This window comes from Pseudomonas sp. NUPR-002 (assembly GCF_056322725.1).
The window spans coordinates 1,999,285-2,016,213 of sequence record NZ_CM150476.1 but is presented as its reverse complement, the minus strand read 5'-3'; the positions used below and the strand labels follow the sequence as shown (position 1 = coordinate 2,016,213).

The 16,929-nt window shown below is 60.1% G+C and carries 17 protein-coding genes; 8 read left to right on the top strand and 9 right to left on the bottom strand.

The annotated features are described in order from the left end of the window. The first annotated feature begins 23 nt into the window (after positions 1-23). Together tal and ACVWSC_RS09340 are read left to right on the top strand one after the other, a co-directional pair. Positions 24-950, top strand: coding sequence for a transaldolase (gene tal / locus ACVWSC_RS09345; RefSeq protein ID WP_476461726.1), 927 nt, complete (start codon positions 24-26; stop codon positions 948-950). A 149-nt stretch (positions 951-1,099) separates the two neighbouring features. Next, positions 1,100-3,007 carry an alkaline phosphatase D family protein gene (locus ACVWSC_RS09340; protein WP_442113364.1) on the top strand — a complete coding sequence of 636 codons (1,908 nt, stop codon included), beginning with the start codon at positions 1,100-1,102 and terminating at the stop codon, positions 3,005-3,007. Between the two features lie 30 nt (positions 3,008-3,037). Here ACVWSC_RS09340 and rssC read toward each other — a convergent pair whose 3' ends face one another. The 3 genes from rssC to ACVWSC_RS09325 form a co-directional block, all read right to left on the bottom strand. Next, positions 3,038-3,520, bottom strand: a complete 483-nt coding sequence (gene rssC, locus ACVWSC_RS09335) for an anti-sigma factor antagonist RssC (RefSeq protein WP_016394629.1) — start codon at positions 3,518-3,520, stop codon at positions 3,038-3,040. Beyond that, positions 3,517-4,701 carry a two-component system response regulator RssB gene (gene rssB, locus ACVWSC_RS09330; protein WP_442114281.1) on the bottom strand — a complete coding sequence of 395 codons (1,185 nt, stop codon included), beginning with the start codon at positions 4,699-4,701 and terminating at the stop codon, positions 3,517-3,519. The genes rssC and rssB overlap by 4 nt, the downstream gene beginning before the upstream one ends. 367 nt (positions 4,702-5,068) lie before the next feature. Next, positions 5,069-5,776 (bottom strand): MlaA family lipoprotein, encoded by a 708-nt coding sequence (locus tag ACVWSC_RS09325; RefSeq protein WP_442113363.1) that lies wholly within the window; start codon positions 5,774-5,776, stop codon positions 5,069-5,071. Between the two features lie 197 nt (positions 5,777-5,973). Between ACVWSC_RS09325 and ACVWSC_RS09320 the strand changes: the two genes are divergently transcribed. Together ACVWSC_RS09320 and ACVWSC_RS09315 are read left to right on the top strand one after the other, a co-directional pair. Then, entirely contained in the window at positions 5,974-6,519 is a 546-nt protein-coding gene (locus ACVWSC_RS09320; protein WP_442113362.1) for a phosphonoacetaldehyde phosphonohydrolase-related protein, read from the top strand. A 122-nt stretch (positions 6,520-6,641) separates the two neighbouring features. After that, on the top strand, positions 6,642-6,905 hold the full coding sequence (locus ACVWSC_RS09315; RefSeq protein WP_442113361.1) for a DUF4404 family protein: 264 nt from the start codon (positions 6,642-6,644) through the stop codon (positions 6,903-6,905). Positions 6,906-6,944: 39 nt separating this feature from the next. Here ACVWSC_RS09315 and queF read toward each other — a convergent pair whose 3' ends face one another. Continuing rightward, positions 6,945-7,775 carry an NADPH-dependent 7-cyano-7-deazaguanine reductase QueF gene (queF, locus tag ACVWSC_RS09310; protein WP_442113360.1) on the bottom strand — a complete coding sequence of 277 codons (831 nt, stop codon included), beginning with the start codon at positions 7,773-7,775 and terminating at the stop codon, positions 6,945-6,947. A 68-nt stretch (positions 7,776-7,843) separates the two neighbouring features. Beyond that, complete coding sequence (locus ACVWSC_RS09305) at positions 7,844-8,338, bottom strand: cupredoxin domain-containing protein (protein WP_442113359.1); 495 nt, start codon at positions 8,336-8,338, stop codon at positions 7,844-7,846. 157 nt (positions 8,339-8,495) lie between these two features. Here ACVWSC_RS09305 and ACVWSC_RS09300 point away from each other — a divergent pair, with 157 nt between their 5' ends. Together ACVWSC_RS09300 and ACVWSC_RS09295 are read left to right on the top strand one after the other, a co-directional pair. Then, positions 8,496-9,176 carry a heavy metal response regulator transcription factor gene (locus ACVWSC_RS09300; protein WP_442113358.1) on the top strand — a complete coding sequence of 227 codons (681 nt, stop codon included), beginning with the start codon at positions 8,496-8,498 and terminating at the stop codon, positions 9,174-9,176. Beyond that, positions 9,173-10,531: a heavy metal sensor histidine kinase gene (locus tag ACVWSC_RS09295; protein ID WP_442114280.1), complete on the top strand. Its 1,359-nt coding sequence runs from the start codon at positions 9,173-9,175 to the stop codon at positions 10,529-10,531. Before ACVWSC_RS09300 ends, ACVWSC_RS09295 begins: the two co-directional genes overlap by 4 nt. A gap of 75 nt (positions 10,532-10,606) precedes the next feature. Here the strand turns inward: ACVWSC_RS09295 and ACVWSC_RS09290 are convergent, their stop codons facing one another. The 3 genes from ACVWSC_RS09290 to ACVWSC_RS09280 all read right to left on the bottom strand — a co-directional run bounded on the left by ACVWSC_RS09290 (position 10,607) and on the right by ACVWSC_RS09280 (position 13,864). Then, a complete protein-coding gene (locus ACVWSC_RS09290) occupies positions 10,607-11,851 on the bottom strand; it encodes a lipoprotein-releasing ABC transporter permease subunit (RefSeq protein WP_442113357.1) in 1,245 nt (414 codons plus the stop codon). A 71-nt stretch (positions 11,852-11,922) separates the two neighbouring features. Next, positions 11,923-12,606: a lipoprotein-releasing ABC transporter ATP-binding protein LolD gene (gene lolD, locus ACVWSC_RS09285; protein ID WP_442113356.1), complete on the bottom strand. Its 684-nt coding sequence runs from the start codon at positions 12,604-12,606 to the stop codon at positions 11,923-11,925. Between the two features lie 7 nt (positions 12,607-12,613). After that, positions 12,614-13,864, bottom strand: coding sequence for a lipoprotein-releasing ABC transporter permease subunit (locus tag ACVWSC_RS09280; protein ID WP_442113355.1), 1,251 nt, complete (start codon positions 13,862-13,864; stop codon positions 12,614-12,616). A 94-nt stretch (positions 13,865-13,958) separates the two neighbouring features. Here ACVWSC_RS09280 and ACVWSC_RS09275 point away from each other — a divergent pair, with 94 nt between their 5' ends. Continuing rightward, positions 13,959-14,546 (top strand): PilZ domain-containing protein, encoded by a 588-nt coding sequence (locus ACVWSC_RS09275; RefSeq protein WP_442113354.1) that lies wholly within the window; start codon positions 13,959-13,961, stop codon positions 14,544-14,546. A 27-nt stretch (positions 14,547-14,573) separates the two neighbouring features. Next, positions 14,574-15,296 (top strand): glycerophosphodiester phosphodiesterase, encoded by a 723-nt coding sequence (locus tag ACVWSC_RS09270; protein ID WP_442113353.1) that lies wholly within the window; start codon positions 14,574-14,576, stop codon positions 15,294-15,296. A gap of 42 nt (positions 15,297-15,338) precedes the next feature. On the opposite strand, the gene sthA is transcribed toward ACVWSC_RS09270, so the two are convergent. Beyond that, positions 15,339-16,733: a Si-specific NAD(P)(+) transhydrogenase gene (sthA, locus tag ACVWSC_RS09265; RefSeq protein ID WP_038608908.1), complete on the bottom strand. Its 1,395-nt coding sequence runs from the start codon at positions 16,731-16,733 to the stop codon at positions 15,339-15,341. Positions 16,734-16,929: the final 196 nt, after the last annotated feature.

The window sequence follows — 16,929 nt, the reverse complement described above, 5'->3', positions numbered from 1 at the left end:
ATCGCACAGGACAGAGCACGCCCATGACCTCCAAGCTGGAACAACTCAAGCAGTTCACCACTGTCGTTGCCGACACGGGTGATATCGATGCCATCAACCGCCTGAAACCGGTCGATGCCACCACCAACCCGTCGTTGTTGCTCAAGGCTGCAGCCATGCCCGGTTATACCGAGCTGCTCAAGCAATCGATCGAGCGCAGCAAAGGCGATGTCGGCCTGGCGTGCGACACCTTTGCCGTGGCGGTGGGCGCGGGGATTCTCAAGGTGATTCCGGGTCGTATTTCCACCGAAGTCGATGCACGTCTGTCGTTCGATCAGCCTGCGCTGTTGGCCAAGGCCCGGCAATTGATCGCGCTGTATGAACAGTCCGGTATCGGTCGTGATCGGGTGCTGATCAAGCTGGCGTCGACCTGGGAAGGCATTCGCGCTGCCGAAGTGCTGGAAAAGGAAGGTATCCAGACCAACCTGACCCTGCTGTTTTCCTTTGCTCAGGCCCAGGCTTGTGCCGATGCCGGGGTGTTCCTGATTTCGCCGTTCGTGGGCCGTATCTACGACTGGTACAAGAAATCCACCGGTACCGACTATGTCGGCGCCGAGGATCCGGGCGTGCAGTCGGTGACGCGGATCTACAACTACTACAAGAGCAACGGCTACAACACTGTGGTCATGGGCGCGAGCTTCCGCAATATCGGTCAGATCGAACAACTGGCAGGCTGCGACCGTTTGACCATCAGCCCAGAACTGCTCCAGCAACTGAGCGATGATCAGGGCGAGCTGCCGCGCATCCTCAAGCCGGGTAACCCGGGTGAGGCCCGCCAACAACTGAGCGAAGCGCAATTCCGCTGGGCGTCCAATGAAGATGCCATGGCGACTGAGAAGCTGGCAGAAGGCATTCGCCTGTTCGCTCGCGATCAGGAGAAGCTTGAGGCGTTGCTGGCGGCAAAAGCTTGATACAAAACGGGGTTTGCCACGCCAGTGGGGAACGCTGAGTATTCTTGCCTTTTTTTGCGGCCTTGAGGCCTCATCGCGGGGCAAGCCCGCTCCTACTGTAGGAGCGGGCTTGCCCCGCGATGCTTTCAATTGTGCTCTCAGAGATGTAGATGCCTGACTCTTCCGCATTGCCAACCGTATTGGCCGGCCCTGTTCTGCGCCGCCTTGAACCCACCCGCATGGTGTTCTGGCTGGTGGCTTCACAAGCGTTGCAACCGACCCTGTCACTCAGTTGCACAGGCATCACCCCGACGCTCGATTGCCAGGTCATCGCCATCGGCCAGCAGGCCTTCGTACACCTGATCGACATTCACCTCGACAGTCCATTGCCCTGCGATGTGCAAATCGACTATGACCTGATCCTGCCCACTAGCGAGGGGCCGCAAGGTATTGCGCATTGGGCGCCACACCTGCTTTACGACGGCAGCGAGCAGCCCAGCTTCGTCGTGCATTCACGAATTGAACAACTGCTGCACGGCTCGTGCCGCAAACCCCACCATCACGCCGCAGACGGCCTGCTGTGTGCCGACCGCTTGTTGATGACCTGCACAGAACCCCGCTCACGCCCTGCCCTGCTGCTGATGAGCGGTGATCAGGTTTACGCAGACGATGTCGCCGGGCCAATGCTGCGGGCGATTCATGCGCTGATTGAACGCTTGGGCTTGTTTGACGAGACGCTACAAGGCGCGCTGGTTGACGACAGCGCCGCGCTGTATCGCCACCCGGCAAGCTATTACCACCGCGCCGACCTGTTGCCGGCATTGGAAAGCAATGAAACCTTGCGTGAACGCTTCTTCGGCGGCGCGCGCAAGCCAATCTTCACCAGCAGCAATGCCGACAACCATCTGGTGACCTTTGCCGAGGTCATGGCCATGTACCTGCTGGTCTGGTCGCCGGTTCCCTGGACATTGATCGAAACCGACATGCCCGCCGGGCTGACGCCACAACAGCAGCAGCGCTACCGCCAGGAACAACAGCTGATCCAGGCGTTTGTCAGCGGTCTGGGCGGTGTCGCCCGGGTGCTGGCGCACCTTCCCAGCCTGATGATCTTCGACGACCACGACATCACCGACGACTGGAATCTGTCGGCGCAGTGGGAAGAGACCGCCTATGGCCATCCTTTCTCAAAGCGCATCATTGGCAATGCCCTGCTGGCCTACCTGCTGTGCCAAGGCTGGGGCAATGACCCCGACACCTGCCGGGAGCTGGTGCTCAAATGCCAGGAACTGAGCCGCAGCGCTGCAACCGACCACCACCTGGATGCCCCGCTGCAAGATGCACTGATCGATGAAGTGCTGCGCTTTCAAGGCTGGCAGTTCGTACTGCCGAGCAATCCTCCCTTGCTGGTGCTCGACACCCGCACGCGCCGCTGGCGCAGCGAAAGCAACTTCGCCAAGCCTTCCGGCCTGCTCGACTGGGAGGCGCTGAGCGAGCTGCAGCAGGCCTTGCTTGACCACCCTTCGGCAATCATCGTCTCGCCTGCGCCGATATTCGGGGTCAAACTGATCGAGACGGTGCAGCGGGTGTTCAGCTGGCTGGGCTACCCCTTGCTGGTTGACGCTGAGAACTGGATGGCCCACCAGGGCGCTGCGCAGGTGATCCTGAACATCTTCCGCCACTCGCGCACGCCGGGGCACTACGTGATTCTCTCCGGAGACGTGCACTACTCGTTCGTTTATGAAGTGCGCATACGACACCGCCAGCGCAGCCCACACCTGTGGCAGATCACCAGCAGCGGTATCAAGAACGAGTTTCCACGACGCCTGCTGGACACCTTCGATCGCCTCAACCGCTGGCTGTATGCGCCACGCTCACCGCTCAACTGGTTCACCAAGCGCCGGCGGATGGAAGTGATTCCACGTACCCCCAGCCACAGCAAAGCCGGCGAACGCCTGTGGAACAGCGCCGGCCTGGGCCAGGTGTTTTTCAATGAGCAAGGGCAGCCGCAGCGGATTTTCCAGCTCAACGCCGATGGTGCGGCGCCGACCGAATTTCCAGCCCGGGTATCGGATCAGTAAGCAGGCGCTGAAAAGCGCCTGGCTGACGGGTCAGGTGCGCTCGAGGGCGTTGACCAGGTCGTGGAAGGCTTCACGGTTGGAGTCGTTCAGGCCCATGAGGATTTTGTGCGCCTCCAGCACTTTGGAGCGCACTACATCTTCGTTCTGGTCTTGCGACGGCAGGTCGGTCAGGCACTCGGGGCACGGAACCGGCCGGTCGACGATGTTGAACACCTGATCGAAGCCCATCGACTGCAGCAACCGGGAGATATCCGGGTTGGTGGTGACCACGGTCGGCAGCAGGCCGACCTTCTGGCGCGACAGGATCGAGAGCTTGGCCAGCAAGCCCAGGGTGGTGCTGTCGATGCTTTCGGTTTCAGTCAGATCGATGACGATCGCCGAGAAATTCAGCGCCGTGAAGATCTTTTCAATAGTCGCATCCAACGCCGAACACAAGGTCAGGCGCACTTCGCCGACAAACTTCAGAACGAACGTGCCGCTCTGCTCAGCGAACTGGATTCTTCCCGTACTCATTGAAGGTTCCTGCTCAACACCAATAGGGCGATATCATCCGGCATCTCCCCAAGCGTAGCTAATCCGAATCGTTGGCGCAGCCCATCCAGGCTACCACCCGCAGCCTTGACGATTTCAGGCAAGGCCGCCTCTTTATCTTTGAGTGTTCCACCTGGCAAAAGGTCCAGGATGCCATCAGAGAGCAAGGTCAGGCTGAACTGTGGTGGCAACTCCAGGACGTGGTCCTGATAGGTGGCCTCTTCGAACAGCCCCACCGGCAATCCGCGGCCTTCCAGGTAGCGGCTCTGGCCTGGGGTATACAGCACCGGCAACGGTAAATGGCCACCAATGCTGTAAGTCATCAGCCCGGTGTCCTCGTCAATGACACCACCCACCATGGTCACATGCTTGCCCAGCTTGCAGTTGATCAGGCCGCGGTTGATGTGACCGAGCACTTCCGACGGTTTGAAATCACGCAACCTGGAGTTGCGCTTGAATTCAAACAGCAGCCGGGTGGTCATGAACTTCAGCAATACGGTGACGAACGCCGAAGAGGCGCCGTGACCGGAAACGTCTGCCAGGTAGAACGCGATACGTCGCTCATCGACCCGGAAATAATCGGCAAAGTCGCCCGACAAGTACAACGAAGGGATGATCTGGTGCTCGAACGACAGTTCGTCTGCCACCCAGGGGCTTTCTGGCAGCATGTTCATCTGTACTTGGCGCCCAGCGGTCTGGTCTTCCTGCAGCAGGTGCAGGCTGGCTTCCAGCTCGCGGTTGGCGGTTTCAAGCTTTTCCCGGTAGCGCTGGTTTTCCAGCACCAGGCGTGCACGGTCCAGCGCGCGGCGGACCGAATGCTCCAGCACTGCGAGGTCTTCCAGGGGCTTGATCAGGTAGTCCGCTGCGCCCAGGCGCAGCGCTTCTACCGCATCGTTCATCACCCCGGCACCGGATACCACGATCACCGGCAACTCAGGCGCGCGCTCGGTTACCTGGCGAATCAGCTCAAGACCGCCCATTTGCGGCATGCGCAGATCGCAGATGACTAGATCGGGCTGTTCCTGTTCGAAGACCTGCAGGCCCTGCTGGCCATTACTCGCTTGCAGGACACTGAAACCACTGTCTTCAAGGTAGGCGGCTAGACTCGCACGTACGACGTCGTCGTCATCGATTATCAGCAGCGTTGCACTGGTTTTCTGCATGTGGGCAAACGGCGCCAGAATTAGGTTGGCGTAGGTGGCTCGACAAGGCATGAGCACACGTACTGGATTTTCTTCTAGCCACTCTTATAAGAGTTGTAGGACAAGACAGGCTGTCCGACAACTAGCAGAGGTGCCCTCTAAGGCGCAGACGGTACTCCCATCCGCAGGGGGTTTCAAGGGTACGCCGATGCTCGCGGTTGCTCTTTAGTACGGTAAATCACCAGGAGTTATTAGAGGGGCATTTTTCAGTTACCAAAGGGCATATTGTTTACCGCAAAACAAATGCGATTGATTAGTAGTTACACCTCAACTGAACAACGGACATGAAAAAGGCGGCCCAAGGGCCGCCCAATCATTACCGCAACAATTAGAAGTCGTCTTTGACTTCGCCGTCCTTGACCTTGAACTCGCGGTTCTGCAGGTAGGCATTGCGAATGAACACGTACTTGTCGCCACTGATCAGCTTTTCCGCCGACAACAGGCTGGCGCGGGTATCGACAACATCCACGGCCAAGGCGCTGTTGCGGGTCGGCACGTGATCGATGTAGCGGTAGGGTTCGGTGTAGGTATCAGGGTACTTGCCGAGGGCGTCACGCACCGTGCTTGGGCCGAGCAACGGCAGCATCACGTACGGACCACTGCTCACGCCCCAGTAGCCCAGGGTCTGGCCGAAGTCTTCATCGTTACGCTGCAGGCCCATCTTGGTGCCGACATCGAAGAAGCCGCCCAGGCCGAAGGTGGTGTTGATGATCAGCCGTGCGGTGTCGACACCGGCAGCATGCGGCTTGAGCTGCAGGATGTTGTTGGCCAGGTTGGTAACGTCCCCCAGGTTGAGGAACATGTTGTGAATGCCATCTTCCAGAAACTGCGGGGTCACGGCCTGGTAACCCTTGGCCAGTGGCTTGAGTGCGTAGGTATCAACGGTGTCGTTGAAGGTAAAGATCGGCCGGTTAACGCTCTCCCATGGGTCATCTTCGGTTGCCGCCTGAGCTACAGCCAACGGTGCCAACAGCAGGCTGGCACAGACACAGGCCTGGGTCATCCGATTGATCACGCCTGTACCGATCCGACGCATAGAGTTACTCCTCGACAGTCACTGCGCCAGGCCCTAAACGCCCGGCGCTCAAAAAAGGAAACAAGTATAAAGGGTCTGACACTGATAAACAGCCTGACACAAAAGAGGTCACGATTTTGTGAACAACTGTGTTTGTCACCGTCACCAATCTGTAATAGCCCGAGTGTAGCCTGCAGGCTATTTTCAGGGACGTTGCCATGCCTGACTCTCCCGCCTTCACCGCTTTGCTGTTCGGCCTGCGCGGTTGCCTGATCGAAGCCGCCAGCCATCAGCGTCCACACGCTGCGCCCGGTGCGTTACACACCCTCGACTGGTTGAATCAGCTACAAATCCCCTGTGCCTGGATTGACGAGCTGAGCAGCAGCGACGCCGAGCACCTGGCCAGCCCGCTGCCGAACTGGATAAAAGCTCAATATCGCGCCCAAGCCCCCTGGCCTGCGCCCGATGCCTGCTGGCAAGCACTAATGGCCCTGCAGACCCACACCCTGGAAGGCTGTGTATTGATCAGCAGTGAACCCCGCCTGCTGCAATCGGGCCTTAACGCCGGCCTGTGGACCATCGGCCTGGCAACTGACGGCGTGAGCCGCGCCAGCGACTCACCGCAGGAACAAGAGTGCAAGCGCGCCAGGGCAACCCTGCAACTGTTCGCCTTGGGCGTACACTCGGTGATTGACCATCTCGGCGCGCTGGACGACTGCCTGGCCGACATTGGTCAACGTCGCCTGAAGGGCGAAAAACCCTGACACAGGGCCGTTGATCCGGGTCATGCAAAGCATCAGACAGTGGATTACTCTAGTAGGCAGGTATGGACCTTTCAGCCGTTGCCAGGGTCCATGACTATGCCTATTGATAGAGGGAGATACCCATGCCTGCCCGCGAACTGCAAGAGCAACTCAACGCCCTGCGCGAGCAACTGGAGCAAAATCCGCCGCTCTCGCTGGAAGAGCGCGACCAACTGCAGCAGCTGATGCAGCAGATTGAAGCCGAGATGAAACTTGAAGCGGTAACCCCGGACAACAACCTGGTCGATGGCGTCAACCTGGCAGTGGAGCGCTTCGAGGTCGATCACCCAGGCCTGACCGCTACCCTGCGCAATATTGTCCAAAGCCTGCAAAGCATGGGCATCTGAACAACCCTCGCGGGGCACACGCCCCGCGATGATCCAGTGTTACTGGCGAACCAGACGCAGGTTCGGCAAGGTCACCACTTCGGTGCTGCGATACGGGTTGATGTCCAGACCGCCACGGCGCACGTAACGGGCATACACCGTCAGGAACTCAGGGTTGAGCAGGCGCTTGAGGTCCAGGTAGATACGTTCTACGCACTGCTCATGGAAATCCGCATGCTGACGGAAGCTGATCAAGTAGGTCAGCAGGCTGCTGTGATCCAGCGCCGCTCCACGGTAATGCACGGTGACACTTCCCCAGTCCGGCTGACCCGTCACCGGGCAGTTGGATTTGAGCAGATGGCTATGCAGCTGTTCTTCAACGATACGGCTTCTGTCACAGCGCAGTAGTTCAGGCTGCGGTTGTTCATAGTTGCTGATGCTGACATCCAGATCGTCAATGCACACACCCGGCAAGGCAACTACACCCTGCCCTTCAACTTCAGCCAGACTGCGAATCTGCACCGCCACCGGCTTGCCAGCGGCTGCCGAGAGGTCTTTGCTCAGGCAGGCCTGCAATGCAGCCGGGGTTTCGAACACCGTCTGGTTCAGCGAGTTCAGGTAGAGCTTGAACGATTTGGATTCAATGATGTTCGGCGAATCGGCAGGAATCGCGAATTCGCCAATGGCCACCACCGGCTTGCCTGACGGCAACAACCAGGACAATTCAAAGCAGTTCCAGAAGTCGACGCCCTGCCAGGGCAAGGTCTCGGCGCTGACGCCCAACTCGGCCCATTTGGCGGTACGCGGGATCGGGAACAGCAGCGAGGGGGTGTAAGTGGTGATGTATTCGCTGGACTTGCCCAGCGGGGAATGTTCGGCGGCGGGGTGCATGGCTCAAACCTGAAGGACGAAATGTGCCTAGTTTATCGGGTTTGTGCCATGCATTGGGTAATCGCCTGTTATTGGCCGATAGTCAGCTTGCCAACCATGCCAGCCTGATAGTGCCCAGGCACGTTACAGGCAAACTCGATCGGCGTGGCCTGGCTGAACGTCCAGGTCAATTCACCCTGCTTGCCGGGCTCAACCATCACGGTGTTGGGATCGTCATGCTGCATGCCGGCGCCATGTTGCATGCCGCCATGGCCCATCGCCGCGTGGTCCATCTGCCCCATCATGGCGATCATTTCCTTTTGATGTTTGGCATGCATGAGTGCATCGCCCAGGCTGAACTCATGCGCGACCGCGCCTTTGTTGATCAGCACGAAGCGGACGGTTTCGCCCGCCTTGACCTGCAAGCTGCGCGGTTCGTAATACATATCGCCCATCACGATCTCGACGGTGCGATCAGCCTTGGCCGCAGTTGCGGGCGCACCAAAGGCAAACGTAGGCGCCGGGGACGCCACTGCAGGAAGGCTGGACAGCGCCAGGGTGGCGGCGAAAAAAAAGTGTTTCATGTCAGGCCTACTCCAGGATTGCGACAAATCAGCCTTCACTGTAGAAAACCAGCGCTGGCAGCAACCTGACAAAAACATTACAACTTTGTCAGCTTAACCACCCACCCTGTCCGACGCGGTATAACCCCCCGGCAATCCATGTCCAAGAGCCACCACGATGAAACTGCTAATCGTCGAAGACCAGAGCAAAACCGGCCACTACCTGTGCCAAGGCTTGAGTGAAGCAGGTTTTGCCACCGAACTGGCCACCGACGGCAACACCGGTCAACACCTGGCGCTGACTGGCGATTACGACCTGTTGATCCTCGATGTCATGCTGCCTGGCCGCGATGGCTGGCAGATCCTCCAGGCCGTTCGCGCCTCAGGCAGTGAAGTGCCGGTGCTGTTCCTGACCGCCCGCGATGCTGTCGAAGACCGCGTGCACGGCCTGGAATTAGGTGCCGATGACTACCTGATCAAGCCCTTCGCCTTCTCCGAGTTACTGGCACGGGTTCGCAGCCTGCTGCGCCGCGGCAGCAGCCCAACGCAAGAAACCAGCCTGGGGCTTGCCGATCTGCGTCTGGACTTGATCCGCCGCCGGGTCGAGCGTAACGGCCAACGCATCGACCTGACCGCCAAGGAGTTTGCCTTGCTCGAACTGCTGCTGCGCCGCCAGGGCGAAGTGCTGCCCAAGTCGCTGATTGCCTCGCAGGTGTGGGACATGAACTTCGACAGTGACACCAACGTCATCGAGGTGGCGATCCGCCGTTTACGCCTGAAGATCGACGACGGCCACGACCACAAACTGATCCACACCGTGCGCGGTATGGGCTATGTACTTGAAGAGCGGGCGGCCTGATGCGTCGATTGTCCCTTGGTAGCCGCCTGGCACTGCTGTTTGCCGCCTGTACCGCCGCAGTGTCGCTGACCGCCGGGGTGCTGTTCAGCAGTGCCAGTGAACGGCATTTCATCGAACTGGATCAGCAACTGCTCGAAAGCCGCCTGTCGCTATTGAGGCAGATGCTCGAGGGCGTGCATGACCCGGCCAGCCTCTCCCAGCGCTTGCCTGAGCTGCAAAGCGAATTGAGCCATCAGACCGATCTTGCCGTGCGTGTGCGCGGCAGTGATGGCCGGGTGTGGTTCGACAGCCAGGCCAACTTGCCTGACTCGCCGCAGGTGCCGGGGCTGAGCACCGTGCACAGCCCCAACAGCGACTACCGCAGCCTGTGCGTCATGCTCGACAATGACGACCCGCACTCGGCACAGCTGACATTGTTTCTGGACATCACCCACCACCAGCACTTTCTCCAGCGTATGCAGCAACTGATCTGGCTGACCGTCGGCCTCTCGGCCCTGGCCACTGCGCTGCTTGGCGCTTGGGCCGCGCGCAGCGGACTGCGCCCGTTGCGGCAGATGGGTGAAATTGCCTCGAAGGTCTCGGCACGCTCGTTGACCACACGCCTGCCAGAAGGGCAAATGCCGGTGGAGCTGGCTGAGCTGGCGCAAACGGTGAACGCCATGCTCGAACGCCTGGATGATGCCTTCCAGCGCCTGTCGGCCTTTTCCGCAGATATTGCCCACGAACTGCGCACGCCACTGTCGAACCTGCTCACTCACACGCAGGTCACCCTCACCCGCCCACGCGAACTGGACGAGTACCGTGAAGCGCTGCACAGCAACCTTGAAGAGCTGCAGTGGATGGCGCAACTGGTCAACGACATGCTTTATCTGGCCAAAGCCGACCACGGTTTATTGATGCCCAGCCGCCAGCAACTGAAGCTCGAAGAAGAGGCTGATGCCTTGCTTGAGTATTACGCGCCACTGGCTGAGGATGCCGGTGTGACCCTGCAGCGAGAAGGCCAGGCCAACCTGGCAGGCGACCGCCACATGCTGCGGCGCGCCCTGTCCAACCTGCTGGACAATGCCTTGCGCTTCACCCCGGCGCAGGGCGAGATACGGGTCAGCATCGAGCTGCACGGCGCGCAGGTGCGCTTACAGGTTGCCAACACCGGCGGACCGATTGACCCTGCCCTGCTCCCGCGATTGTTCGATCGTTTTTACCGGGCCGATCCGGCGCGCCGTGAAGGCAGCAGTGAACATGCGGGGTTGGGGCTGGCGATTACCCGATCGATAATCCAGGCCCATGGCGGAAGCATTCGTGCCGAGTCGGCGGCGGGATGGACGCGGTTTTTGATTGAATTGCCAGTGGCGTGAACATCATCGCGGGGCAAGCCCGCTCCCACCTGAAATTGCATGCTCTGTGGGAGCGGGCTTGCCCCGCGATCGCTCTTACTCGTAACGCAACGCGTACGCCGGTTCCACCTGCGAAGCCCGATACGCCGGATACAGGGTCGCGAGAAAGCTCATCACCAGCCCGGCACTGCAGATCAGCGCCACATCGCCCCATTGCAGTTCCGACGGCAAGCTGCTGATGAAATACACATCCGAGGTGAAGATGTGCTGGCCGCTGACCCGCTCCAGCCAGCCGACAATCTGGCTGACATTGAGCGCGGCAATCACCCCGAGCACACCACCGATCAAGGTGCCGACAATACCGATCAAGGTACCCTGCACCATGAAGGTGCCCATGATCTGCGCCGGGGTCGCGCCGATGGTGCGCAAGATGGCGATGTCCGCGCCCTTGTCATTGACCACCATGATCAGCGTGGCAATGATGTTGAACGCAGCCACAGCGATGATCATCAGCAACAACAGACCAATCATGGTCTTTTCCATTTTCATGGCACTGAACAGGCTGCCTTGAGTGTGCGACCAGTCATCTGCGCGGTACTGTGCACCCAAGTCCGCTGCGATGGCTTTCGACACTTGCGGTGCGCTGTACAGATCCTTGAGTTTCAGGCGCACGCCCTGCACTTGCCCCGGCTGCCAGCGCTGCATCTGCGCGGCATCGGCCATGTGAATGTAAGCCATCGAGCCATCCAGCTCAGCGCCCACCTTGAACACGCCGACCACATTCAGACGCTGCATGCGCGGGGTGATACCACCCGGAGCGCTGCTCACTTCCGGCACGATCAGGGTCAGCTTGTCACCGACATTCAAACGGAAACGCCGGGCACTGATCTCACCGATCACCACCCCGTACTCCCCCGGCTGCAGCGCCTGCAAGCTGCCCTGGACAATGTGCTGGGCAACGATCGAAACCTTGCCCTCTTCGGCCGGATCGATGCCACTGACCTGAATCGGCTGCATCGCCCCTTTGTAGGACAGCATGCCTTCCATCTCGGTCAATGGCGCCACGGCGAGCACTTGCGGGTTTTTCAGCGCCGCGTCAGCCGCCGGGCGCCAGTCAGCCAGTGGCTGCACGCCGAGAATGCTGGCGTGCGGCACCATGCCGAGAATCCGCGCGCTCATTTCACGCTGGAATCCATTCATCACCGACAACACCACGATCATCGCCAGCACGCCCAGGGACAGGCCGATCATCGAGGTCATGGAGATGAACGAAATGAAATGGTTGCGGCGCTTGGCGCGGGTGTAGCGCGCGCCGATGAAAATTGCCAAGGGTCTGAACATGAACGAAAGCACCCAGGTAAAGAAAAGGAACACGGGGCCCGCCACAATGACGGGCACGCTACTCGGTCAGCTCAGATCGGCACCAGATGCCCGTCTTCCAGACGCAGCACACGGTCCATCTGACGCGCCAGGTTGAGGTCGTGGGTGACCACCAGGAACGCTGTTTGCGAGGAATTGCTCAGCTCCTGCATCAGGTCCTGGATACCTTGTGCGGTGTGATGATCGAGGTTACCGGTAGGCTCATCGAGCATCACCAGCCCGGGACGGTTGACCAAGGCACGGGCAATCGCCACACGCTGGCGCTCACCGCCGGACAGCTCAGCCGGCTTGTGGCTCAGGCGATGGCCCAAGCCTACGCGCTTGAGCAATGCTTCGGCACGCTCACGCGCCTCGGGAATGGCGGTGCGGCCGATCAGCAGCGGCATGCACACGTTTTCCAGCGCGGTGAACTCCGGCAGCAGGTGGTGGAACTGATAAACGAAACCCAATGCGCGGTTGCGCAGCAGGCCACGGGCGCGCTCACCAAGGGCCGACAGTTCTTCACCCGCCAACCAGACACTGCCCTCGGTTGGGGTGTCGAGGCCGCCGAGCAGGTTGAGCAAGGTACTTTTACCCGAGCCCGAACTACCGACAATCGCCACGCGCTCACCGCGGTGCAGCTCCAGCTGCAAACCGGACAACACTTGTACCGACTCCGGGCCTTCCTCGTAGGACTTGCCCAGGTTGCGGCAACTCAGCACTGCTTGATTACTCATGCCCAACTCACTCATAACGTAGCGCCTCCGCAGGCTGGGTGCGTGCCGCACGCCAGGCCGGATACAGGGTGGCGAGGAAACTCAGAACCAATGCCGCGCCGCAGACCATCCACACGTCTTCGGCCATGACCTGGGACGGCAGGTAGTCGATGAAGTACACGTCGGCATTGAGGAACTTGTGGCCGATCAGGGTCTCGAGCCCGGCAATCGCGGCACTGACATTCAGCGCCGCAGCAATACCGACAATGCCGCCGATCAAGGTACCGACCACACCGATAACGGTGCCCTGGACCATGAAAATCGCCATGATCTGCCCGGGGGTAGCCCCCAGGGTACGCAAGATGGCGATGTCGCCTTTCTTGTCGTTGACCACCATCACCAGGGTGGAAATGATGTTGAACGCCGCCACCGCAACAATCAGCAGCAACAGCAGGCCGATCATGGCCTTCTCCATGCGGATCGCCTGGTACAGGTTGCCATGGGTGCGGGTCCAGTCGCGGGCGTAGAACTCGTGTTCCCCGAGTTTCTGCGCGATATCCCAGGCAGCACGCGGCGCCTGGAACAGGTCGTCGAACTTCAGGCGCAGGCCCTGGACCTGATCAGCCTTCCAGCGGTGCAGGCGCGACAGGTCGGACAGATTGGTCAGGCCCAGGTAGCCGTCGATCTCACCGGCACCGACATGAAAGATGCCGACCACGGTAAAACGCTTCATGCGCGGGAACATCCCCGCCGGGGTCACGGTGACCTCCGGGGCCACGAAGGTGAGCTTGTCACCGATGCCCACACCCAATTTAGCCGCGGCCTTGTCGCCGATCATGATGCCGAACTCCCCCGGTGCCAGCGCGTCGAGACGCCCTTGCTGGATGAAGTTGTCGATGATCGAGACTTGCCGTTCCTGGGCCGGGTCGATGCCGTTGAGCAGCACTTTCTGCACCTTGCCTTCATGGGTCAGCAGGCCCTGCATCTGGGTGAAGGGCGCCACCGCCACAACCCGCGGGTTCTGCTTTACTTGATTGGCAAGGGTCGGCCAGTCGTTGATCGGCTGGCCGGTTTCCAGTGTGGCATGGGGCACCATGCCCAATACCCGGGTGCGCATCTCGTGATCGAAACCGTTCATGACCGACAACACCACGATCATCACCACCACGCCCAGGGCGAGGCCGATCATCGAGGTCAGGGAAATGAACGAGACGAAGTGGTTGCGGCGTTTGGCACGGGTGTAACGCGTACCGATGAATACGAAGAGAGGTCTGAACATGTCGGGGCTTGTTCGGATGAAAGAGGAACGTCCTTGTGGCGGGGCTTGAATAGCAGCTTTACACTCAGACCACCGCCGCTACCATGGGTTCGCCATGTCGACATTAGATGAAGAAGATCGCCGCGAATACTACCGTATCGAGGATCGGATCGCACTGGAAATTAGCCCGCTGAGTTCTGCTGAAGCCCTTGGCCCAGACTTGTTGCAAGATGATTCACCACTTTTCAATCTGCTCAGCGAGTTGCACCTGAGCGAATTCGAGTCCCAGCACCTGCTGCGCCAGCTCAGCGACAAGGATCGCACCCTGGCCGCCTTCCTCAAAGCCCAGAACAAACGTATCGACCTGCTCAGCGCTGTAGTCGCGCAAACCCTGCTGGGGCAACTCAGCGCGCCACAGGCGGTGGTGTTGTCCGAAGGCGGTATTGAATTCAACCAGGCCCAACCGATTGCCGCCGACGCCCGTGTTGCCGTGAAGATGGTCTTGATGCCGCAAGCACTAGGCCTGCTGCTGCGCGCCAGGGTCACCCACTGCGACCGCCAGGCGGATGGCCAATACGAGATCGGCACCGAATTCGTCGACATGACTGACGCCCAGCGCCAGTTGCTGGCGCGCTACATCTTGCAACGCCAGGCGCAACAACGGCGCCAGGCGCTGGAACAGAACGCCCCGAGCGCGTCTTGAGTCTCACCTCTTCTTGAAGGAACAAACGTGACCCAGATTTACGGCCACCGCGGCGCCAAGGGCGAAGCCCCCGAAAATACCCTGACCAGCTTCCAACACTGTCTCAAGCACGGCGTGCGCCGCTGCGAGTTGGACCTGCACTTGTCAGCCGACAACGAACTGATGGTGATCCACGACCCAACGCTCAAACGCACCACCGGCCGGCGCGGCAAAGTCGCCGAGCACCTGGCCGCCGACCTGGTCACCTACGATGCGCGCAAGGGTGGCCCGGGCTGGGTTTCGCACAGCCCGATTCCACGGCTGGAAGAATTGTTCGAGAAATGCGACTTCGAGCATTGGCAGCTTGAGGTCAAGAGCGCTTCGCGCACCCGCGCCGTGACCACGGTGCTGGCCATTCGCGAAATGGCCCAGCAATTCGGCCTGCTCGACAAGATCACCATCACCTCCAGTTCACGGGAAGTGCTGGGCGCGGCTCTTGAACTGACACCGGATATTGCCCGAGGGCTGGTTGCCGAATATGCCTGGCTCGACCCACTGAAGGTCGCCCAGAACTATGGCTGCAGTTTGCTCGCGCTGAACTGGACACTGTGCACCCCTGAACGCCTGATCAAGGCCCAGCGCCAGGGTTTGCACGTGTCGGTGTGGACAGTCAACGAGCCGGCGCTGATGCGCAGACTCGCTGACTTCGGCGTAGACAGCCTGATTACAGACTTTCCCGGTTTGGCCAGCGCCACCCTCGAGAATCGCTGAAATCGGTCTCCCCGGCCGGCTCAGGCCACCGGCCGGAGCCGCTCAAAAAAGCCGGTTGAGGCCGTCGTAGGCCGCTACCCGATAGGCTTCGGCCATGGTCGGGTAGTTGAAGGTGGTGTTGACGAAGTACTTCAGGGTATTGCGCTCACCCGGCTGATCCATGATCGCCTGACCGATGTGAACAATCTCCGAAGCCTGGTAGCCGAAGCAGTGCACGCCGAGGATTTCCAGGGTTTCACGGTGGAACAGGATCTTCAGCATGCCTTGCGGCTCACCGGCGATCTGCGCCCGCGCCATGCCCTTGAAGAACGCTTTGCCGACTTCGTAAGGCACCTTGGCCTGGGTCAGCTCCTGCTCGTTCTTGCCGATCGAGCTGATCTCCGGAATGGTGTAGATACCGGTGGGTACGTCGTTGACGAAGCGCCAGCTGCCGTTATCGACGATGCTGCCAGCAGCCGAACGGCCCTGGTCGTGCGCAGCGCTGGCCAGGCTCGGCCAGCCGATCACGTCACCGGCACCGTAGATGTTCGGCACGTGGGTACGGTAGTTTTCGTCGACTTCGATCTGGCCACGGCTGTTGACCTTGATGCCGATGTTTTCCAGGCCCAGCTTGTCGGTGTTGCCGGTACGGCCGTTACACCAGAGCAAGGCGTCGGCCTTGATCTTCTTGCCCGATTTCAGGTGCAGAATCACACCGTTATCCAGGCCTTCAACCCGCTCGTACTCTTCGTTGTGGCGAACGGTGATGTTGTTGTTGCTGAAGTGGTAGCTCAACGCCTGGGAAATTTCCGAGTCGAGGAAGCTCAGCAACTGGCCACGGTTGTCCACCAGCTCGACCAGTACACCCAGGCCGCTGAAGATCGAAGCGTATTCGCAGCCGATCACACCGGCACCGTAAACGATCAGTTTGCGCGGGGTGTGGCCGAGGCTGAGGATGGTGTCGCTATCGTAGATACGCGGGTGGTGGAAATCGATATCGGCCGGGCGATACGGACGCGAACCGGTGGCGATGATGATGTGCTTGGCCACCAGCTTTTCGACCACGCCGTTAGCACAGACCACTTCAATGGTCTGCTCATCGGCAAAGCTGCCGGTGCCGAAGAATACGTCGACGCGGTTGCGGGCGTAGTAGCCGGTGCGCGAAGCAACCTGCTTGGCGATCACCTTCTCGGCGCTCTTGAGCACGTCCGGGAACGAGAACCAGCGCGGTTCACCAATGGCCCGGAACATCGGGTTGGTGTTGAACTGCATGATCTGGCGAACCGAGTGACGCAGGGCCTTGGACGGGATGGTGCCCAGGTGGGTGCAGTTACCGCCGACCTGGCGACGGGAATCGACCATCGCCACCTTGCGTCCTGCTTTGGCAGCATTCATTGCCGCCCCTTCTCCTGCGGGGCCGGAACCCAGCACCACTACGTCGTAGTTGTAGACAGCCATGCGTACTCCTTCAGAACAGGCCCGGTCGCCACATTGGCGAGCGAGGCTAGATCATGTCGCCAGCGGCGCCATGAAAAAAATTCGGGTGCAGTCTAATCAAGCTTGAACGCCGCGCACATTAACCCTTGGTCGCGTCGTAGGCTAATTTTCTCTGCACTACATGTGTTTTATCGCGGGGCAAGCCCGCTCCCACGGT

Bases quoted from the DNA above. Each gene is read 5' to 3' on its own strand.
- tal (WP_476461726.1), top strand. From the start codon at position 24: ATGACCTCCAAGCTGGAACAACTCAAGCAGTTCACCACTGTCGTTGCC.
- ACVWSC_RS09340 (WP_442113364.1), top strand. From the start codon at position 1,100: ATGCCTGACTCTTCCGCATTGCCAACCGTATTGGCCGGCCCTGTTCTG.
- rssC (WP_016394629.1), bottom strand. From the start codon at position 3,520: ATGAGTACGGGAAGAATCCAGTTCGCTGAGCAGAGCGGCACGTTCGTT.
- rssB (WP_442114281.1), bottom strand. From the start codon at position 4,701: ATGCAGAAAACCAGTGCAACGCTGCTGATAATCGATGACGACGACGTC.
- ACVWSC_RS09325 (WP_442113363.1), bottom strand. From the start codon at position 5,776: ATGCGTCGGATCGGTACAGGCGTGATCAATCGGATGACCCAGGCCTGT.
- ACVWSC_RS09320 (WP_442113362.1), top strand. From the start codon at position 5,974: ATGCCTGACTCTCCCGCCTTCACCGCTTTGCTGTTCGGCCTGCGCGGT.
- ACVWSC_RS09315 (WP_442113361.1), top strand. From the start codon at position 6,642: ATGCCTGCCCGCGAACTGCAAGAGCAACTCAACGCCCTGCGCGAGCAA.
- queF (WP_442113360.1), bottom strand. From the start codon at position 7,775: ATGCACCCCGCCGCCGAACATTCCCCGCTGGGCAAGTCCAGCGAATAC.
- ACVWSC_RS09305 (WP_442113359.1), bottom strand. From the start codon at position 8,338: ATGAAACACTTTTTTTTCGCCGCCACCCTGGCGCTGTCCAGCCTTCCT.
- ACVWSC_RS09300 (WP_442113358.1), top strand. From the start codon at position 8,496: ATGAAACTGCTAATCGTCGAAGACCAGAGCAAAACCGGCCACTACCTG.
- ACVWSC_RS09290 (WP_442113357.1), bottom strand. From the start codon at position 11,851: ATGTTCAGACCCTTGGCAATTTTCATCGGCGCGCGCTACACCCGCGCC.
- lolD (WP_442113356.1), bottom strand. From the start codon at position 12,606: ATGAGTAATCAAGCAGTGCTGAGTTGCCGCAACCTGGGCAAGTCCTAC.
- ACVWSC_RS09280 (WP_442113355.1), bottom strand. From the start codon at position 13,864: ATGTTCAGACCTCTCTTCGTATTCATCGGTACGCGTTACACCCGTGCC.
- ACVWSC_RS09275 (WP_442113354.1), top strand. From the start codon at position 13,959: ATGTCGACATTAGATGAAGAAGATCGCCGCGAATACTACCGTATCGAG.
- sthA (WP_038608908.1), bottom strand. From the start codon at position 16,733: ATGGCTGTCTACAACTACGACGTAGTGGTGCTGGGTTCCGGCCCCGCA.